The sequence below is a fragment of the Streptomyces sp. NPDC047974 genome (assembly GCF_040653375.1).
Classification (GTDB): Bacteria; Actinomycetota; Actinomycetes; order Streptomycetales; family Streptomycetaceae; genus Streptomyces.
Genome location: NZ_JBEZNU010000019.1, coordinates 140,543 through 158,269 on the forward strand (window position 1 = coordinate 140,543; position 17,727 = coordinate 158,269).

At 71.0% G+C, this 17,727-nt stretch carries 15 protein-coding genes; 4 read left to right on the forward strand and 11 right to left on the reverse strand.

What is annotated here, in order from left to right; translation table 11 throughout:
- From AB0E19_RS25620 to AB0E19_RS25650, 7 genes are all read right to left on the reverse strand, one after another.
- Entirely contained in the window at positions 1 to 1,323 is a 1,323-nt protein-coding gene (locus tag AB0E19_RS25620) for a sugar ABC transporter substrate-binding protein (protein WP_362184529.1), read from the reverse strand.
- 73 nt (positions 1,324 to 1,396) lie between these two features.
- The gene (locus AB0E19_RS25625; RefSeq protein WP_362184530.1) at positions 1,397 to 2,869 is read right to left on the reverse strand and encodes a hypothetical protein; all 1,473 of its coding nucleotides are present in this window, start codon (positions 2,867 to 2,869) and stop codon (positions 1,397 to 1,399) included.
- Positions 2,870 to 2,971: 102 nt separating this feature from the next.
- Positions 2,972 to 4,147 carry a mandelate racemase/muconate lactonizing enzyme family protein gene (locus tag AB0E19_RS25630; RefSeq protein ID WP_362184531.1) on the reverse strand — a complete coding sequence of 392 codons (1,176 nt, stop codon included), beginning with the start codon at positions 4,145 to 4,147 and terminating at the stop codon, positions 2,972 to 2,974.
- Between the two features lie 65 nt (positions 4,148 to 4,212).
- A complete protein-coding gene (locus AB0E19_RS25635; RefSeq protein WP_362184532.1) occupies positions 4,213 to 5,484 on the reverse strand; it encodes an MFS transporter in 1,272 nt (423 codons plus the stop codon).
- 174 nt (positions 5,485 to 5,658) lie between these two features.
- Positions 5,659 to 6,543, reverse strand: coding sequence for an SMP-30/gluconolactonase/LRE family protein (locus tag AB0E19_RS25640; RefSeq protein ID WP_362184533.1), 885 nt, complete (start codon positions 6,541 to 6,543; stop codon positions 5,659 to 5,661).
- Positions 6,540 to 7,484 carry a sugar kinase gene (locus tag AB0E19_RS25645; RefSeq protein ID WP_362184534.1) on the reverse strand — a complete coding sequence of 315 codons (945 nt, stop codon included), beginning with the start codon at positions 7,482 to 7,484 and terminating at the stop codon, positions 6,540 to 6,542. Before AB0E19_RS25645 ends, AB0E19_RS25640 begins: the two co-directional genes overlap by 4 nt.
- The gene (locus AB0E19_RS25650; RefSeq protein WP_362184535.1) at positions 7,481 to 8,131 is read right to left on the reverse strand and encodes a bifunctional 4-hydroxy-2-oxoglutarate aldolase/2-dehydro-3-deoxy-phosphogluconate aldolase; all 651 of its coding nucleotides are present in this window, start codon (positions 8,129 to 8,131) and stop codon (positions 7,481 to 7,483) included. The genes AB0E19_RS25645 and AB0E19_RS25650 overlap by 4 nt, the downstream gene beginning before the upstream one ends.
- Before the next feature lie 120 nt (positions 8,132 to 8,251).
- Here AB0E19_RS25650 and AB0E19_RS25655 point away from each other — a divergent pair, with 120 nt between their 5' ends.
- Positions 8,252 to 9,016 (forward strand): SDR family oxidoreductase, encoded by a 765-nt coding sequence (locus AB0E19_RS25655; RefSeq protein WP_362184536.1) that lies wholly within the window; start codon positions 8,252 to 8,254, stop codon positions 9,014 to 9,016.
- A 146-nt stretch (positions 9,017 to 9,162) separates the two neighbouring features.
- On the opposite strand, the gene AB0E19_RS25660 is transcribed toward AB0E19_RS25655, so the two are convergent.
- A complete protein-coding gene (locus AB0E19_RS25660) occupies positions 9,163 to 9,831 on the reverse strand; it encodes a GntR family transcriptional regulator (protein ID WP_362184537.1) in 669 nt (222 codons plus the stop codon).
- 101 nt (positions 9,832 to 9,932) lie between these two features.
- Here AB0E19_RS25660 and AB0E19_RS25665 point away from each other — a divergent pair, with 101 nt between their 5' ends.
- A complete protein-coding gene (locus AB0E19_RS25665; RefSeq protein ID WP_362184538.1) occupies positions 9,933 to 11,249 on the forward strand; it encodes an MFS transporter in 1,317 nt (438 codons plus the stop codon).
- A 75-nt stretch (positions 11,250 to 11,324) separates the two neighbouring features.
- Here AB0E19_RS25665 and AB0E19_RS25670 read toward each other — a convergent pair whose 3' ends face one another.
- Together AB0E19_RS25670 and AB0E19_RS25675 are read right to left on the reverse strand one after the other, a co-directional pair.
- Positions 11,325 to 13,136 (reverse strand): AMP-binding protein, encoded by a 1,812-nt coding sequence (locus AB0E19_RS25670; RefSeq protein ID WP_362184539.1) that lies wholly within the window; start codon positions 13,134 to 13,136, stop codon positions 11,325 to 11,327.
- Positions 13,137 to 13,320: 184 nt separating this feature from the next.
- The gene (locus AB0E19_RS25675) at positions 13,321 to 13,968 is read right to left on the reverse strand and encodes a GntR family transcriptional regulator (RefSeq protein WP_362184540.1); all 648 of its coding nucleotides are present in this window, start codon (positions 13,966 to 13,968) and stop codon (positions 13,321 to 13,323) included.
- A 216-nt stretch (positions 13,969 to 14,184) separates the two neighbouring features.
- Here AB0E19_RS25675 and AB0E19_RS25680 point away from each other — a divergent pair, with 216 nt between their 5' ends.
- A complete protein-coding gene (locus tag AB0E19_RS25680) occupies positions 14,185 to 14,658 on the forward strand; it encodes an ATP-binding protein (protein WP_362184541.1) in 474 nt (157 codons plus the stop codon).
- A gap of 74 nt (positions 14,659 to 14,732) precedes the next feature.
- Here AB0E19_RS25680 and AB0E19_RS25685 read toward each other — a convergent pair whose 3' ends face one another.
- Entirely contained in the window at positions 14,733 to 17,276 is a 2,544-nt protein-coding gene (locus AB0E19_RS25685) for a ricin-type beta-trefoil lectin domain protein (protein WP_362184542.1), read from the reverse strand.
- A 280-nt stretch (positions 17,277 to 17,556) separates the two neighbouring features.
- Between AB0E19_RS25685 and AB0E19_RS25690 the strand changes: the two genes are divergently transcribed.
- The coding region (locus tag AB0E19_RS25690; RefSeq protein WP_362184547.1) for a hypothetical protein at positions 17,557 to 17,727 on the forward strand (171 nt) is incomplete at its 3' end.

Here is a 17,727-nt window from a genome sequence, read left to right on the forward strand (position 1 = left end):
CTACTTCTCCGTGCCCAGGGCCTTGCCGACCTCGTCGTCGATCGACTTCAGGGCCTGCTCGACGGGGACCTGGCCGCCGACGCCGGCGACCACCGACGCCTTCTGCGCCTCCCAGCGGGTGGCCCAGCCGTGCCGGTCCTGCAGGAGCAGGTCAGGGGTGTTGCGGCCGAGCTGCTCCAGGATCGGAGCCCAGTTCGGGTCGCTCTTGACCTGCTTGTCGTACGCCGCCTTGACGGCCGGGGTGACCTTCGCGGGCTGGTACGGGAAGATCGCGCGGAAGTCCATGTACTGCGCGCTGCGCTCGGGGGAGGCGAGCCACTTCATGAACGAGCCGGCGGCCTTGAGGTCCTTGCTCTGCGAGCTGGCCACGAGGCTGTGCCCGCCGACCATGGAGCAGCCGCTCTTCGGGCCCTTCGGCATGGGGGCGATCGCCCACTTGCCCTCCGTCTTGGCCCCACCGGCCTCGACGTTGGCGGCGACGGACTGGAAGAAGGAGAACATGGCGACCTTGCCGTCGACGAACCCGTTGAGGGCGCTGGTGCCGACGGGCGAGGTCTTGTCCTGGTAGAAGGACTTCATGTACTCCATCGCGGTCTTTCCGGCCTCCGAGTTCTGCGTCGACTTGGTGTAGTCGTCGGAGGTGAGGTTGCCGCCGGCCTGGCAGAGGAAGCTCTCCCAGGTGGAGTTGATGCCGTTGACGTGGTCGTCCATGCCCTTGAACTGCCAGCCGCTGACCTTGCTGCCGTCGGCGGCGGACTTCGTGGTGATGGTCGACGCGGCCGTCTTCAGCTCGTCCCAGGTGGCGGGCGGCTTGGCGACGCCGTACTTCTTCAGCACGTCAGTCCGGTAGAGCATGACGCTGACGTCGAAGTACAGCGGGGCGCCGTAGAGCTTGTCCTCGTACTCGTTGACCTTGACGAGGTCGAGGAAGGCGGCGGTGTCGTTCTTCGTGTAGCCGAGGTCGTCGAGCGGGGCGAGGGAGCCGGCCTTGAGGTAGTCGAGCTCCAGGCCGTTGTTCATGAGCCAGACGTCCGGCCCCTTGCCGGCGGCTATCGCCTGCTTGATCTTGTCCCGGCCGTCCTTCCACTCCAGCTGGGTGAGGTTGACGGTGACGTCGTCCTGAGACTTGTTGAACTCGTCGACGAGTTCCTTGACCTTGCCGTCCTGCCCGATCCAGAACGGCATGGACCAGAACTCGATGGTGCCCTTGCCGTCGCCGGCGGAGCCGCCGCCTCCCTGGGCGGTGGAACAGGCGGAGGCGGTCATCGCGCAGGCGGTGGCGAGCGATGCCGCCAGCAGCAGGCGGCTTCTGGGTCGTGCCATGGTGCGTTCTCCTAGAACTGTGCGCTGTGGGGGCGCTGTTGTGCGGGTGCCGTGGTCGTGTGCCGAGCAGCGGCTACGGCGTACGGACCCAGAACTCGACGGACAGGGGCGGGACCGTGATGGTGAGCGTCGGGCCGGCCTTCGTGGCGAGACGCTGGTCGTTGATGGTGGGGCTGTAGCGGTGGCCCTCGAAGGCGGCGGCCGTCTGGGTGTCGATCGTGTACGTGAACGACTCGGTGGCCGACCGGTTGGTGATGGCGAAGACGGGCTTGCCGGCCGGGGTCTTCCAGGCCATGATCCGCTGGTCCCGCTGGGTGGTGGACTCCTCGACGTGGTAGCGCACGGAGTCCCACGGCATGTACTTCACGAAGCCGGCGAGCCCGTTCCAGTTCTGCGCGTTCCACGTCCAGTGACCGGGCTTGAGGTCCGGGAAGCGGGAGAAGTCCGTGTCGTGCGGCGGACGCCAGAACCCGAGGGAGTAACCCGGTGCCTCCGCGTTGGCGATCGGCTTCAGCGCGTGGAGCCAGTACCAGGTGGGCGAGTTCTGGAAGGTCATCCAGTTCATGATCGACTGGGCTGTGTTGATGGTCCGCCAGTCCGAGGTCTTGTTGTCGAGGTACTCGAACTCGTTGTTGAAGACGATCTTGCCCTGGGCGAGCCGGTTGAAGTCGTTGTCGATCTGGTAGTTGCTGTCGTAGCCGATGCGGTGGTACGTCCAGGCGTCGACGAGGTCCAGCGCCGCCGCGTCGCCGAGGAGGGCGCCGCCGATCGCCCCGCCCCAGCCGTCCTGGCTGTCCGCCGTGATCAGCGCGTTCGGGTACTTGGCGCGGATCTTCGGCGCCACGGCCTTGAACGTCTTCAGGTACTGCTCGGCGTTGTAGACGCAAGACGAGTACGGGGTGCTGTAGCGCGGCTCGTTCTGCAGCCCCCACTGCGAGATCCGCAGGCCGCCGGCGGTCAGGTAGTCGAGGTCGGCGACGAGGGCGTCGCCGAACTGGTCGAGGAACGCGGGCTCGAAGGACTTGAGCGTGCCGCCGATGTACGAGTCGTTGGACTTCCAGCCGGGCGCGGGGGACCAGTACTCGACGGAGAGTCCCTCGACGCCGGCCCGGTCGCACATGTCGGCGAGGAGTGCGGTCTGGCCGGGGTAGCGCCCGCGCATGAGCTTCTTGGTCGGGTCGAGGCCGCGGTAGTACAGGCCCATGGCGAGCCGACAGTAGCGGAATCCCCGGTCCGAGCGTCCGCCCTTGAGCATCTCGTTGTAGAAGCGGGTGCGCTCGGAGTCGGTCAGGTCGTACGGCACGCCGCTGACGGTGTCGGGAAGGCCCTCGTTGTTCGAGCCGATCGAGTCCGACTGGATCTCGAAGCCGAGACCCCAGATCGTCTGGCGGCGGCCGCTGTCGAACCGGATGGTGTAGGCGCCGGACGTGGCGGCCTGCGCGGTCGAGAGGTTGACGACCGAGGACAGCGCGGCGGCGGCGCCGGCGACGGCCGCCCCCCGCAGGATCGACCTTCGGCTCGGACCCTGGGAACCGTGCAAGGACATGGCATCTCCTTTGATGGCAGGAAAGAGACGGGGCAGGGGTGGTGCACGGAGGACGGTGGCCGGCGCCGGGACGGGACCCGGCCACCGTCGGTCTGGAAGGGGTCAGTGGGCGGAGATCGTGTAGCGGTCGACGATGTCGTCGTCGAGCGTCGCGCCGAGGCCGGGACCCTGGGGGACGTACAGCACGCCGTCGTGGAACTCCGGCGGGTTGGTGAGGATGCGCTCGCGGATCGGGTTGGGGAGGCGGTTGTACTCGTAGGTGCGCAGGTTCGGGGTGGCCGCGCACAGCTGGAGCGCCGCGCACAGGCTGACGCCGGAGCCGACGCCGTGCGGGGCGATGTCGACGTGGAAGGCGGAGGCGAGCGCGGAGAGGCGGGTGGCCTCGGTGATGCCGCCGCAGCGTGCGACGTTGGGCATGAAGACGTCGATGGCCCGGTGGAGCAGCGAGTCGCGCAGGTCGAAGCGGGTGAAGTGGGTCTCGCCGTTGACGATCGTCAGGCCGGTGCGACGGCGCAACTCGCCGAGGTTGGCGAGGTCGTCGACCTGGAGCGGCTCCTCGTACCAGGAGATGTCCAGGTCGCGCAGGACGCGGGCCACGCGGGTGGCCTCGTCGAGGTCGTAGGCGCAGTTGACGTCGGTGAGGATCTCGATGTCACCTCCGACGGCCTCGCGTACGGCCGTGAGATGCGCCCGGTCCGTGCGTTCGCCCCGGCCGATCTTGACCTTGAACGCCTTGAAGCCCTGCTCGACGAAGCCGAGGGCCTGCCGCGCGGAGTCGGCCGGGTCGGCGTGCAGTGCGACGGGGCTGGCGTAGCAGTCGATCTTTTCGCGTATCGGGCCGCCGAGCAGCCGGTGGACCGGGACGCCGGCGAGCTTGCCCCGCAGGTCCCACAGGGCGAGGTCGATGCCCGCGAGGGCCTCCAGGTAGAACCCGCGGTTGTGTCCGCCGGCGGCCTGCCCCTGGTACAGCCGCTCCCACACGGCGGTGGTGGCGAGGGCGTCCTGGCCGACGAGGAGCGGGGCGAGGACCGTGCTCACCACCGTGGCGGTCACCTGCGGCGAGGGCAGCCCGTAGCACTCGCCGATGCCGATGGTGCCGTCCTCGGCGTGCACCTTGACGAGGGTCGCGTACTGTCCGCGCCGGGGCAGGACCAGATGGCTGGAGGCGGGGTAGCGGAGCCAGTCCGGCACGTCGTCCGGGGAGTCGTAGAGGTCGTCGAAGCTGGCCGACAGGGCCAGCGCCTCGACCTTGGCGATGCGCACGGGCTGGGTGGTCATGTGGTGGTTCTCCAGTGGGTGATGCCGCCGGGGCGGGAGTCCGCCCGGCCGCGGTGGTGATGTGGTCAGTCCCGGGCCGTCTCGCGGCCGGTGAAGACCGCGACGGCGGTCAGCGCGCAGCCGGCGACGACGTAGAGGGCGACCGGGGTGATCGAGCCTGTGGAGGCGAGGAGCGCGGTCCCGATGAAGGGAGCGGTGCCTCCGAAGAGGGCGCCGCCGAGCTCGCGCCCGGCGCTGACGCCGCTGAACCGGACCTTCGCGTCGAACTGCTCCGCCACGAGTGCGGCCTGGGGGCCGAAGACCATGTCCTTGCAGATCGGGATGGCGATGACGTACGCGAGGAAGATCGCCCACGCGTCGCGGGTCTGCAGCATCTCGAAGAAGGGGAAGACGAACAGCACCGTCATCCCGAGTCCGATGGCGACCGTCGTCCGGCGCCCGATGAGGTCGGACAGCAGACCCCACAGGGGCACCGTGCCGATCGACAGGGCCGAGGCGAGCGCGATGGACCACAGCATCGTGGACTTGGGGACGCCCAGCTCGGCGGTGGCGTAGGCGAGGGTGAACGCCTGGATCAGATAGCCCCAGACGAAGCCGGAGACCGTGATCCCCAGGGTGCGCACCACCGCGCCGGGAGCGGTGCGGAGGGCGTGCAGGATCGGGAACCGGACCTTCTCGCCGGCGTCCTCCAGCTCCGTGAAGACGGGCGTCTCCTCGATGCCGCGTCGCACCCAGAACCCGAAGAGGACGAGGCCGAAGCTGAGGAGGAACGGCACACGCCAGCCCCACGAGAGGAAGGCGTCGTCCGGAAGCATCGAGACGAGACCGAAGACGGCGCTCGCCAGGACGAATCCCGCGCCCGTGCCCATGGCGGGCACGGCACCGTAGAGGCCGCGCCTGCCGGGAGGCGCGTTCTCGACGGTGAGCAGGGTGGCGCCGGCGAACTCCCCGCCGACCGCGACGCCCTGGGCGACCCGGAGGACGATCAGCAGGACCGGGGCCCAGACGCCGATCGCCGCGTGGGTCGGCAGGAGGCCGACCAGAGCGGTGGCCAGTCCCATGACCAGCAGGGTGATCAGCAGGACCTGCTTGCGTCCGATCCGGTCACCGAGGTGGCCGAACAGCACGCCGCCGATGGGGCGGGCGGCAAAGCCCACCGCGAAGGTGGCGAACGAGGCCAGCGTGGCTCCGGTCGACGTGGAGCCGAAGAACAGCGGGCCGAAGACGAGGGCCGACGCCAGACCGTAGAGGTTGAAGTCGTACCACTCCATCACCGTGCCGACGGTGCTCGCCAGCATGGTCCGCCGACGCTTCTCGGCCGGGCTGTGGGGGTTCATGGCAGGGGTCTCCGCGAGGGACGTGTTCATGGGGGAGGGTCACCGCCTCGGTCAACGGTCGAATGCGGGGTATACGAATGAAGGTATTCCATATACGAAATCCGCGCCAGGGGGTGTGGCCGGAAAGTTTCCCCGCCGTTTCCGCGCGCGCCTTCCCCGCGGCCAGAGGGGTCTCTAGGCCGCGGGTATCGAGCCGAACGGAGCGGCGGGAGGCGCCGAGACCGTTGTCGGCCGGAGCAGGACGGCGCCCGCCAGGCCGTCGGGGTGCTCCAGGCCGTGCCGTGCCGTGGTCACGGCCATCAGCCCGCCCCCGAAGGCGACGCTGCTGGGGTGGGGAGTGGGCACCGCGAGGTCGCGCAGGACCTCGCCGCCGGGGCCGTAGCACCGGACACGGCCGGAACCCCACAGGGCGACCCAGAGGTTCCCGTCGTCGTCGACGGTCATGCCGTCGGGGCGCCCTTCGTACGCGGCGAGCTCGGCGAAGGGCTCGGAGCCGAGGAGGCGGCCCGTCCCGGGGGCCACGGTGTGGCGGGTGATCGTGCCGTGCGCGCTGTCCGCCAGGTACATGGACGTCCCGTCGAGGCTGAAGGCCGGTCCGTTCGGCACGGTCAGGCCGTCGAGGACCCGCTCCACGCAGCCGTCCGGCCCCGTCCGGTAGAGCGAACCGGCGCCGACCGCCGCACGGACCTCCATGCTGCCCGCCCAGAACCGGCCGGCCGGATCACACGCCCCGTCGTTCATCCGCATGGAGCGCCCGGTAGCGCGCTCGGGGCGGGCCAGCCACTCCGGCCGGCCGGCGCCGACCAGGGCGATGCCGTCACCGGCAGCGACGATCCAGTCGCTCCCCCCGGCGGCCACGGGCGCGACCGCGCCGAGCGGGACGCCGAGGCTGAGCACATGGGCCGGACGGTCCGTGGAACGGACGTCGCTCCGGAACAGGTCGCCGCGGAGCAGATCGACATGAAGAAGCCGGCCCTCGTGCCACCGGGCGCCCTCCGCCAGGTGATGGCGGACCGAGGAGTGGGGCCGCCACTTCGCCGGGGCCTCGCGCCCGGTCACCGGAGCACGTTCCCCGGGGCGATCCGCAACAGGTCGAGCTCCTCGCGCCCGGGCAGCCCCTCCCAGTCGCCCAGGGACGCGACCGCGAAGGCGCCGGTGGTCACGGCCCGGTCCAGCCGGCCGGCCACCGGCTCACCGTCGAGGAGGCCGGACAGGTACCCGGCGACGAAGGCGTCCCCGGCGCCCACGGTGTCGCGGACGGCGACCCGGACGGCCGGACGCGCGGTGGACCCCGTGGAGTCGAAGACCTCCGCGCCGTCCGCTCCGCGCTTCACGACCACTTCGCGGACCCCGGCGGCCAGCAGGGCCGCGACCCGGTCCGCCTCGGTCCGGGCCCCGGCCGGGGCCGCCAGCGCCAGTTCGTCGTCCGAGGCCACCAGCACGTCGACGTGCCGGACGAGCGGGCGCAGGGCGTCGGCGGCCTGGTCGCGGGACCAGAGCTTCATGCGGTGGTTCACGTCGAAGCAGGTGGCCACGCCCGCCTCCGAGGCCGTCCGCAGGGCGAAGCGGACCGCCTCCAGCGGGGCGGGCCCCAGGGCGGCGGTCACTCCGGTCGCGTGGACCACCCGGGGGAGCGCCGCCAAGGCGTCGCCGAGGTCCTCGGGAGCCAACCGGGACCCCGCCGAACCCCGGCGGTGGTAGTCCACCCGGACCAGCTCCGAGATCCGCGGTTCGAAGACGACGATGCCGGTGGGATGGCCGACGCGGCGGGCGTGGCCGATGTCGACCCCCTCGGCGCGCAGCGTGCGCAGGACGAGGTCCCCGAAGGCGTCCTTGCCGGTGAGGCCGACCCAGCGCGCCCGGTGGCCGAGGCGCGCCAGTCCGATCGAGACGTTGGCCTCGGCCCCCGCGACGGACGGCCGCAGCGTGCCGTTCGTGCCGATGGGGCCATCGGCGCGCAGCGAGACCATCGCCTCGCCGAAGGTGAGGACGTCGGTCATGACATCCCCTTGCCGTGTGAGGTGAGGGCGCCGAGGGCGGTGAAGGAGGTGATGCGCTCGTCGAGGCCCCTGGGGTCTCCGTCCGCAGCGCGCCCCACGAGGGGGCCGCCGACACCGACCGCGAGCGCGCCGGCCGTCAGGTAGTCCCGGGCGACGGCCGCGTCCACCCCGCCGACGGGGACGAAGGGCACGTCGGGGAAGGGGCCCCGCAGCGCGCGCAGCAGGTCCACGCCGCCCGGGCCGGCGGGGAAGAGCTTCACGGCGGTCGCCCCGGCGGCCCGGGCGGCGACGACCTCGGTCGGGGTCAGCGCCCCGGCGAGCACCGGCAGCCCGAGCGCGCGGGATGCCCCGACGGCCTCGGTCACGGCAGGAGTCACGATGAAGGCGGCTCCCGCCTCGGCCGCCCGCCGCGCGTCCCCGGCGGTGAGGACGGTCCCCGCGCCCAGCAGGGCGTCCGGGCCCAGGGCGGCGCGCGCCCCGCGGATGACGTCCAGCGCGTCGGCGCCGCTGAGCGAGACCTCGACGAGGTCTATGCCGTTGCGCACCAGCGTCAGCACCGTGTCGAGCGCGGCTTCCTTGTCGCTTCCGCGCACGATGGCGATCACGCGGCGGGTCCGGAACGCGGAGAGAAGGTCGGAGGGTTGCACGAGGGCCTCCTGCCCATAGAAGATGTTTAGTAGATCGTATACTTTCATGTCTCCAGTTCAACCCCGCCGACGCGTCGGGATCCGCTCCGCGCCCAGGCCATCACGAGTGAGGTGCCACAGATGACCCGTACCGCCCTGATCACCGGAGCCGGCGGCGGCATCGGCCGGGCCGTTGCCGCCCGCTTCGTCGCCGACGGCTACCGGGTCGTCGGCGTGGACCTGTCCGACCCCGGGCTCCCCGGCGTGCGTTTTGCCAGGGCGGACGTCACCGTCGCCGCGGAGGTCGCCGCCGCGGTGCGCTCGGCGGTGCCCGAGGGGGGCGCGGTCGACGTCCTCGTCACCTGCGCGGGCATCACCGAGGGGCAGCCGCTGCACCGGACCGCCGAGGAGGAGTGGGACCGGGTGCTCCGGGCGAACCTCGGCTCCGTCTACCTGTGCGTGCGCGAGGTCCTGCCGGGGATGATCGAGGCGGGCTCCGGCGCCGTGGTGACCGTCGGCTCCGTCCTCCACCGCACCGCCGCGCCGGGGCTGCCCGCGTACGCGGCGGCGAAGGGGGCCATCGCCGCGCTGACGCGTCAACTCGCCGTGGACTACGGCCAGTACGGAATCTCCTTCGTCACGGTCTCGCCCGGCTGGGTGCGCACCCCGGCGACGGAGTCGCGCCTCGACGGCCCGGACGACCTGGAGCGGCTGCGTCAGAGCAATCCGCTGCGCCTGCTCGGCGAGCCCGAGCAGATCGCGGACGCCGTGGCGTACGCGGCGAGCCCCGGGGCCGCCCTGCTGACCGGGGCGGAGCTGGTGCTGGACGCCGGCGCCTCCGTGGTGAGTCCGGCCAGTCTGCTCCGGGACGCCCACCGGGGACGGATGGGCCTGCCGCCCTTGTAGGGCCCGCTGTCTTTCGGGGCGGCGCCCTCTTCCCTATCTCGCGATCGAGGGGGGCGTGTGGAGGGGGCGGCGGCTGCGGCCTTACGTGGTGCAGAGCCGGGGCACGAGGCCGGCGCCCGGGTGGGGAAGGGTGAGGCGCGTCGCCCTCAGCGGCGCGCCTCGGCCTCGCGCCGCGCCTGTGAGGTGGTGTGGGTCCTGGCCGCGTCCGCCACCGCGTCGGGTCCGCCGGTGCGCAGTGCCTCGATGACGGCCTCGTGCTCCGCCAGGACGGAGCGCCAGTCCGCGTCCCGCCGGGGGATGATCAGGCGGTAGCGCTGGATCGTGAGGAGCAGCTGCTCGGTGACGTCGGCCAGTACGCGGTATCCGCTGGCGGCTGCGATCCGGCGGTGGAATTCGGTGTTGAGCCGGGAGAGCGCCTGTTCGTCGTCCTCCTCCATCGCCCGGAGCATCGCCTCGTGGGCGGTGGTCAGATCGTCGACGAGCAGGGCGTCGCCCCCCTCCGCGGCGAGGCGGGCGACGAGCCCTTCGATGGCCTGCCGGGCCAGGTATACGCCGCGGATCTCGTCCGGATCCACCTCCGTCACCGTCATGCCGGTGTGGACGCGTGACGTTAGGAGGTTCTCGGACTCCAGGCGTTTGACCGCCTCGCGGACCGGGATCTTGCTCACCCCGAAGGTACGGCCGAGCTCCTCCATGTTGATGCGCTCGCCCGGCCGCAGTTCACCCGAGGCGATCGCGGCCCGGAGACTGTCGTAGACGAGATCCGCCTTGCTCTTCACGACGGGCAGGCGCCCCGCCCATGTCTGCGCGTTCATTCGTTCATCGTATACGATATCTATTATTCCGTGACCTGGTGCTGCCTTAGTATATCGAATACTCTCCCTCTGCTCTGATCCGCTGTCCTCAAGGTGAGCCCATGACAACCGTCGTCGTCGCAGAATCGACCGGCCCCCTCCCCTCGCGCACCCGGACGGACCGGCGCACGATGGTCGCGAGTACCGTCGGCACGGTCATGGAGTGGTACGACTTCAACCTCTACGGTCTGGCGTCGGCCCTCGTCTTCGGGCCCCTCTTCTTCGGTTCCTCGGCGACCGGCGGAATCCTCGCCTCCTTCGCCACCTTCGCGGTCGGCTTCGCCGCCCGTCCGATCGGAGGGATGCTCTTCGGCCACCTCGGTGACCGGGTCGGACGCAAGCACGTCCTTCTCCTGACGATGCTCGGCATGGGCGTGACCACCACCCTGATCGGCGTCCTCCCCACGTACGCCGCCGTCGGGATCTGGGCACCCGTGCTCCTCGTGATCCTCCGCGTGTGCCAGGGGATCGCCGTGGGCGGGGAGTTCGCGGGGGCCACGCTCCTGACGGTGGAGAGCGCGCCGCCGGGCCGCAGGGGCCTCTTCGGCGCCATCCCCGCCATGGGCACCGGCGCCGGGTTCGTCCTGGCCGCCGGCGTGTTCGGGCTGGTGTCCATGCTTCCCCAGGAGTCGTTCGAGTCCTGGGGGTGGCGAGTGCCGTTCCTGCTGAGCGCGGTGCTCGTGCTGTTCGGACTCGTCGTCCGCCACGGCATCAAGGAGACGCCGGTCTTCGCCGAACTGGAGGAGTACGGAGAGAGGGAGAAGCGTCCCCTCGTGGCCATCCTCCGCCGGCAGCCGCTGGCCGTGATCCGCGTCCTCGGCATCACGGTCTCGGGCTTCGTGTGGGGGTACATGATCCAGGCGTTCGCCGTCGCGTACGCCACCGGGACGCTGCGCATGGACAAGTCCACGGTGCTCTGGGCGATCACGCTCGCCTCGGCCCTGGAGATCGTGGCCATCCCCTTCTGGGGGTGGCTCAGCGACCGGATCGGGCGGCGCGCGATGGTCTGCATCGGGCTCCTGTGCACGGTCCTGTACGCGTTCCCGTTCTTCTGGCTCCTGGAGACGCGCAGCACCGGAATGGTGGTGCTCGCGATGCTGATCGCCATCCCGGTCTGCAAGGACATGGTCTTCGGGCCGCAGGCCGCCCTGGTCGCCGAGCTGTTCGACGCGCGGATCCGCTACAGCGGCGTCAGCGTGGGCCGCGAGTTCGGCGGCGCGCTCTTCGGCGGCACCGCGCCCTTCATCGGGGCCGCGCTGCACTCCGCGACCGGTTCGGTCGCGCCGGTGGCCCTGTACGTGATCGCGGGCTGCGTGGTGACCGCCTTCGCGGTGCTCGCGGGCCGGGAGACGGCCCACGACCGGGACGATCACGTCTGACCAGCGCTCCCGGCGGAACGTACGAGCTCGGAGCCGGCCCCGCGCGGGGCCGGCTCCGAGCTCGTACGGATGGGGTCAGACCCGGTAGAGCGCCTCTACCTCCGCGGGGTGGGTCTGCACGATGCGCTCCCTGCGCGGCTGCGAGGCCCGGGTGAGCAGCCCCTGCTCGACGGTGAACTGACCCGTCAGCAGACGGAAGGTGCGGATCGCGGCGCCGGCGGGCGCCTTCCTGTTGGCCGCGAGAACGACCCGGTGGATCTCCGCCAGGAGCTCCGGGTCGTGCGTCAGTTCGCGCGGCGTCAGTGGACGCCTGCCGCACATGCGGAGCCAGTGCGCCACGGCGTCGCGGTCGAGGGTGATGAGCGCACCGGCGTAAGGGCGCCCGTGTCCGACGACGACGCAGTGGACGACCAGGGGGTGGGCCCGGATCTCCTCTTCCAGAGGCAGTGGCATGACCTCGGTGCCCCCGGTGGTGACCAGTACGTCGGCCACCCGCCCGACGACCGTCAGACGCCCCTCGGGGTCGAGTCGGCCGAGGTCGCCGGTGGCGATCCACTCGCGCCTCGGCAGGGCTCCACCGTCGGCTGCGTAGGACGTCGCCGTGTGCTCTCCGTGCACCCACAGGTGGCCGGTCTCGTCCACGTGCAGCGTGTTGCCCGGGAGCGGCAGGCCCGCCGTGCCCTGGCTGAGCCGCCCCGGGGGGCCCAGGGTGACGGCCCCCGTCAGTTCCGTCAGGCCGTAGCTCTCGTGCGCCTGGATGCCGACGCCGGCCCAGAACAGTCCGAGACGGCGGCGCAGGCCGGAGCCGCAGAGGAGGATGTGGCCCAGCCTTCCGCCGAGGGACTGGCGCAGTTCCGCGAAGGTCCCCCGGTCGAGCACGTCGTGCTGGACGCACACCCGGGCGCCCTGCCCGAGGGCCCCGCGCTCGCGGGCCTCGGCGTGCCGGACCGCGATGTCGAGGGCCGCGCCGAACCCCCCGGCCCTGCCTTCGAGTTCCGCGCTCCTGCGGAAGGACGAGACGAGGGCTTCCGTCGTCCTGGGTTCCGTCACCAGCACGGTCGGCCGCAGCTCCTGCAGGACCGCGAGGAGTTCGGCGGGGGAGCAGGGCGGCTGGTGGGCGAGGACGTGACCGGAGAGGAGGGCGGCGATCCCGACCACGCGCGCGGTGACGTCGTCGAACGGCGCGTGGAGCAGCACGCTCCCTCCGCCGCGGCTCCCCATGACATCCCCGTAGACGTGGAGCAGTCCGGTGGCCGCCGCCCACAGGTTGCCGTGGGTGACCAGGCACGTCTTGGGGCGGCCGGTGGTTCCGGCGGTGTGTGCGACGCTCGCGACGGTCCCCGGGCCGACGGACAGGCGGTAGCGGTGCACGGCGGTGTCGTCGAACCCCGCTCCGGCCCTGAACAGCAGGTCCAGGGCTCCCGCGTCGAGTTGCCACAGCTGGTCGAGGGCGGGCAGGCGGCTGAGGAGCGGGGCCACGGTCATGGCCTGCTCCACGTCCTCCACGACGCAGGCGCGCGCCCGGGAGTCGCCGAGGATCCGTTCGGCCTCGGCGAGCGGGGAGCCGTACGGGACGGGGGCGGACGCCGCTCCGATCGACCACAGGGCGAAGTCGATCAAGGTCCACTCGTACCGGGTCCGGCACATCACGCCGACCCGGTCGCCCGGCCCGACGCCGGAGGCCAGGAACCCCTTCGCGAGGGCCAGGACCTCCTGTCGGAAGGCCCGGATGTCCAGATGCCGTATCCCACCGTCGCCAGGGACGCTCACGGCGACTCGTCGCGGTGGGGCGCCGGCGTCGTCGAACAGCATGTCGGCGAGCCCGCCGGACCGTGGTCGAGGGGCTCCTTCGAGCGCGCTCGTCTCCTGTGGTCCCGAGCCGTTCATCCGTCCTCCTGGGGATCGCGCGGCGAACGGCCAGGAGCGGAGCAGAGGGCCCGAGACCGTCGCCACCACGGCGTGACCGTGGGAGGCTCCCTACGGCCGCAGGAGAATATAAGGTATACGAAATGTAGGTGCCAGGCCTGTCGACGGGCACAGGGCTTCAGGCGCCGCCGGGCGGCTCCCCGGCTCAGGCTTCGACCGCGTCCCCCTGCGGGGCGGTCTCGTGGTCGGCCTGGGCGTTGGTGTGGTCGCGCGCCGCCTTGGCGGCGGCTTCGGGGTCGCGCCGGCGGACGGCGTCGACGATGGCCTCGTGCTCGGTGAGAACCGAGCGCCAGTTCATGTCGTCGACCGGCGCCACGATCCGGTATCGCCGCACGGTCACCAGGAGCTGCTCGGTGAGCTCGGCGAGGATGCGGTAGCCGCTCGCCGCGGCGAGCGCGCCGTGGAACTCGGAGTTGAGGCCCATCAGCGCGTCGACCTCGCCCGCCTCCAGCGCCGCGCCCATCTTCGCCTGGACGCGGTCGAGCTCGGCCAGCAGCTCGTCGTCGGCGTTCTCCGCCGCGAGTCGGCCGACGAGGCCCTCGATCGCCTCGCGCGCGAGGAACACCCCTCGCATCTCGTGGCGGTCGATCTCGGCGACGGTGACGCCCGAGTGGACGCGGGACACCACCAGTCCCTCCGATTCGAGGCGCTTGACCGCTTCCCGGATGGGGATCTTGCTGACGCCGAACGTGCGGGCGAGTTCGTCCATGTTGATACGTTCGCCCGGGCGCAGTCCGCCGCTGACGATCGCCTCGTGAAGGTTGTCGTAGACGAGGTCGGCCTTGCTCTTCACTGGGGGCAGCGTGCCCACTCGTTTCCCTTGCGTCATCCCTCCATCGTATGCGATATCCGTTTGCTTGCCGCATCCCTTGTCCTATTTAGTTCGTATACGATATTCTCCTCTTGGTTGATGAGAACATCCGCTGCCAGGGTCGGCCTCATCGCCGCCACCGGTCCCGGGGACCGCACACCCCGGGACCGGCCCCTCCCCCCATGGCAGGAGTCCGCGATGACCCCCACCGCAGAAGTCCAGACCCTCCGCCCGTCCAGTACGGTCTGCGCCCGTGACCTCCTGCCCGAGGAGCAGGAGCCGGGCCGCCTGCGGCACTGGGTGCGGGAGCACCTCGTCCGGCTGGAACTCTCCGGCCTCTCCGACGACCTCACCCTGATCGCCGGTGAACTCGCCGCCAACGCCCTGCGGCACGGCGGAGCCCCGGCCCACGTCACCATGACCGTGACGCGCACGGCCGACGGAGGGGGCGTCGTCCGCCTGGAGTTCACCGACTCCGGGCCCGGCTTCGACCTGGAGCGGGTCCAGCGTGCCGGGGCATGCTCGTTCGAGGAGTCGGTGGAACGCTGCGACGGGCGCGGTCTGCTGATCGTGGCCGCCCTCAGCACGCGGTGGGGCTACCGCCGGATCCGCTCCGGCCATGTGGTCTGGGCCGAACTGTGCCTCCCGGCCCAGCCCTGCGGTCGCCCGTGACCTGTGGTGGAACAGCGCGGTGCTCCACGCCGCCGACGACGTGGAGCACCGTTCCTGTGGGAGGCCGGGTGAGGTCAGCCGCCCACGGTCCACCTCTGGTTGCCGCCGCCGTGGCAGTCCCAGAGCAGCAGGCGCGTACCGTCCGCGGTGCCGCCGTTCTCGATGTCGAGGCAGCGCCCGGACTTGGTGTTGACCAGGTTGCCGTCCGCGTGGTTCACCCACTGCTGCGCCGCGGTGTCGTTACAGGTGTAGAGCTGGACGACGGTGCCGTTGGCGGTGCCGCCGTTCTGGGCGTCCATGCACTTACCCAGGGCGCGGACGGTCCCGTCGCCGGGCAGGCTCCAGTCCTGGGCGGGGGTGCCGTTGCAGGTGTACAGCTGGAGCGGCGTCCCGTCGGCCGGGTCGGCGCCCTTGACGTCGACGCACTTGCCCGAGGCCGAACGGACGGGTCCGGAGGATCCCCTGTGCACCAGCTTCAGGATGCCGGCGGCCGACCAGCTGAAGTTGCCGGTGTTGTTGCCGGCGCCGGTGGCAGAGTCGTACTTCTCCCAGATCGGCTCGTCGCCGTCGAGCAGTCCGTAGGCGTTGTCGAAGAGCTTGGAGCGCAGCGCGTGGGCGTCGCTGCCGAAACCGTACGACTCCAGCCCTGTCACTCCGAACGAGACCTGGTCCGGCCACGCGCTGCCGCGGGTGTAGGAGTCGGGGTCGTACGTGGGGTGGTTCTTCGGGACGGGCGGGAAGGGGACGTGGGTGTTGAACTGCTCGGGGTCGAGCAGCGCCTTGCGCGTCTCGTTCGCCTGCTCGTACGTGGCGGAGCCGGAGAACAGCGGGACCATGCCCTCGATGCCCTTGCCGTTCACGGTCAGGGGCGCACCGGTGCCGAGCCGGGTGTCGTAGAAGTAGCCGCTGACCGGGTCGTACATCGTGGTGCGGATCTTGTGGTCCAGGTGCGCGGCCTGGTCCGCGAAGGACTTCGCTTCGTCCGTCCTGCCCAGTGCCGTGGCGATCTCGGACAGTGCGCGGTTGTTCTTCGCCATGAAGGCGTTGAGGTCGACGGACTCCTGGTTGAGGGACCAGCCGATGTGGTTGCCGGTGCTGTCGGTGTTCTTCAGCACCTCCAGGCCGTTGCCGAAGTCGAAGCGGGGCTCGTCGTCCATGCCGCTTTCCCAGGCGGCGGACAGCCGGGCGTCTTCCACGGTCTTGTTGTGCTCGGCGGTCCCGCCGTACTCCAGGACGCCGTTGCGGTCGTGGTCGCGGTTGCGCATCCACCAGGCGTGCTCGGCGACGAGCTTCGGGTAGATCTCGGCCAGGAAGTCCTTGTCCGCGTCGGCCTCGTAGATCTCCGCCACCGCCCAGCCGGCGAGCGGCGGCTTGGTGTTGCGCAGGTTGTGGTGTCCGGTACCGGTGGACGGCTCACGGAAGCCGGTGACGTCGGGGAGCATGCCGTGCTCGTTGCCGGAGGCGATCTGGTGCTCGAACTGCGCGCGGACCACGGACTTGGCGAGCTCCGGAGAGAAGGTCGCGGTGCCGACCGCCTCCTTGAAGGAGTCCCAGGGCCAGTAGCCGCCGGCGTAGAACCGGTGGCTCATCGACGGGACGATGCCGCCGTTCTCGAACCGGCCGCCGGGGCCGCGCCAGTTGCCGACCAGGGTCTCGACGGCCTTGACCGTCACGCGGTGGTACGCCGGGTCGACACCCTCGGTCGCCCTGTCGACGTAGCCCTGCCACCGGTTGTCCGTCTGCCGGGCGGCGGTGTCGGGGGAGTCGAGCGTCGCGGTGATCGCGGACTCCTCGGCGGCGCGCTCCTCGTCGTCGAAGGTGAACGACTCCGTCCACACCAGGCGCTTCGGCTTCGGGGAGGTGGCCAGCACCTTGCGGCGCTCGGTGACGTAGGAGTCGCCGGTGACGGTGGTGGTCACCCCGTCCGCGTGGCGCACGGCCAGCTTCTCGGTGCCGTCGGCGTAGAAGCCGCCGGTCTTCGTGGCCTTGAAGCGGACCTCCACCCCCGTGGAGGTGCCGGCGAGACCGAGTGCCGAGCGCTGCGGCTCGTCTGCCGGGCGCAGGAGCGAGCCGGTCCAAGCGACCTTGAGCTTCCGCGCCGAGGTGGACGTCACGTCGGCCGTGACGAAGGCGGTGTGCTGGGCGGTGAAGCGCAGCGTCAGGTCGAGCGTCACCCCGTCGGTGTAGTAGGTCTGGGTGAGACGTCCGGGGTAGGAGTGGGTCGTCGGTGCGGAGAGGGGCAGGACCTTGCCGGTCTCGGTGTCGGTCAGCCGGATCCGGGTGAAGGCCTTGCTCATCCACCACGGGAACTCCTGGGCCATGTACCAGGGGCCCGTGAAACCGCCGAAGGCGTGGGTGTCGCCCACGGCCGGGAGGCCGTAGGCGTGGTAAGACCCCAGGTCAGCCATCGGGCTCAGTCTGCTCGCGAAGCCGTTCTCCGCGACGGTCGGCATGCCGGTGCGGTCGATCACGTCGGCGAACCGGTCGTTGGCACCGTCGGTCGCAGCCGGAAGTGCGGCGGCCGACGGCGCGACCGTGGCCACGGCCGAGGGGACGGCCACGGTTGCGGTGGAGATGACCACCGCCCCCGCGAGCAGACACAGGGAGGCACGGCGCATGGGGCAACTCCTAGCAGTGGTTGGCCAGTTGGCGGGACGGTATGGTCACTGTCGCCAGTTGTCTAGACCTCTCGCACAATCCATTGAAATCCAACAGAATCGAGCATGTGGGGTGCGCTGAATCGCTACCCTGCTCGAGCCGCTGCCGACCGTTCACATCAATCCCCGGGGTGTTTCCGCATGCGACAACTCGACATCCGTACCGACCTGACCATCGGGGAAAGGAGGCCTTGCCGGGATCTGCGCGGTGATCGCAGCGGCCCGGCAGGAAAGCGCCGTGGTGCTGGTCCAGAACCGTCCGGCGCTCGGAGGCAACTCCTCCAGCGAAGTGCGCGCCTGGGTGTGCGGGGCGATCGCACACGGCGTCCAGCACTTCGTCCGCGAGACCGGCATCAAGGGAGAGCTGTTCCTGGAGAACCAGTACCGCAACCCGGAGGGCGGTCCCCGCCAC

Bases quoted from the DNA above. Each gene is read 5' to 3' on its own strand.
- AB0E19_RS25620 (WP_362184529.1), bottom strand. From the start codon at position 1,323: ATGGCACGACCCAGAAGCCGCCTGCTGCTGGCGGCATCGCTCGCCACC.
- AB0E19_RS25625 (WP_362184530.1), bottom strand. From the start codon at position 2,869: ATGTCCTTGCACGGTTCCCAGGGTCCGAGCCGAAGGTCGATCCTGCGG.
- AB0E19_RS25630 (WP_362184531.1), bottom strand. From the start codon at position 4,147: ATGACCACCCAGCCCGTGCGCATCGCCAAGGTCGAGGCGCTGGCCCTG.
- AB0E19_RS25635 (WP_362184532.1), bottom strand. From the start codon at position 5,484: ATGAACCCCCACAGCCCGGCCGAGAAGCGTCGGCGGACCATGCTGGCG.
- AB0E19_RS25645 (WP_362184534.1), bottom strand. From the start codon at position 7,484: ATGACCGACGTCCTCACCTTCGGCGAGGCGATGGTCTCGCTGCGCGCC.
- AB0E19_RS25655 (WP_362184536.1), top strand. From the start codon at position 8,252: ATGACCCGTACCGCCCTGATCACCGGAGCCGGCGGCGGCATCGGCCGG.
- AB0E19_RS25660 (WP_362184537.1), bottom strand. From the start codon at position 9,831: ATGAACGCGCAGACATGGGCGGGGCGCCTGCCCGTCGTGAAGAGCAAG.
- AB0E19_RS25665 (WP_362184538.1), top strand. From the start codon at position 9,933: ATGACAACCGTCGTCGTCGCAGAATCGACCGGCCCCCTCCCCTCGCGC.
- AB0E19_RS25670 (WP_362184539.1), bottom strand. From the start codon at position 13,136: ATGAACGGCTCGGGACCACAGGAGACGAGCGCGCTCGAAGGAGCCCCT.
- AB0E19_RS25680 (WP_362184541.1), top strand. From the start codon at position 14,185: ATGACCCCCACCGCAGAAGTCCAGACCCTCCGCCCGTCCAGTACGGTC.
- AB0E19_RS25685 (WP_362184542.1), bottom strand. From the start codon at position 17,276: ATGCGCCGTGCCTCCCTGTGTCTGCTCGCGGGGGCGGTGGTCATCTCC.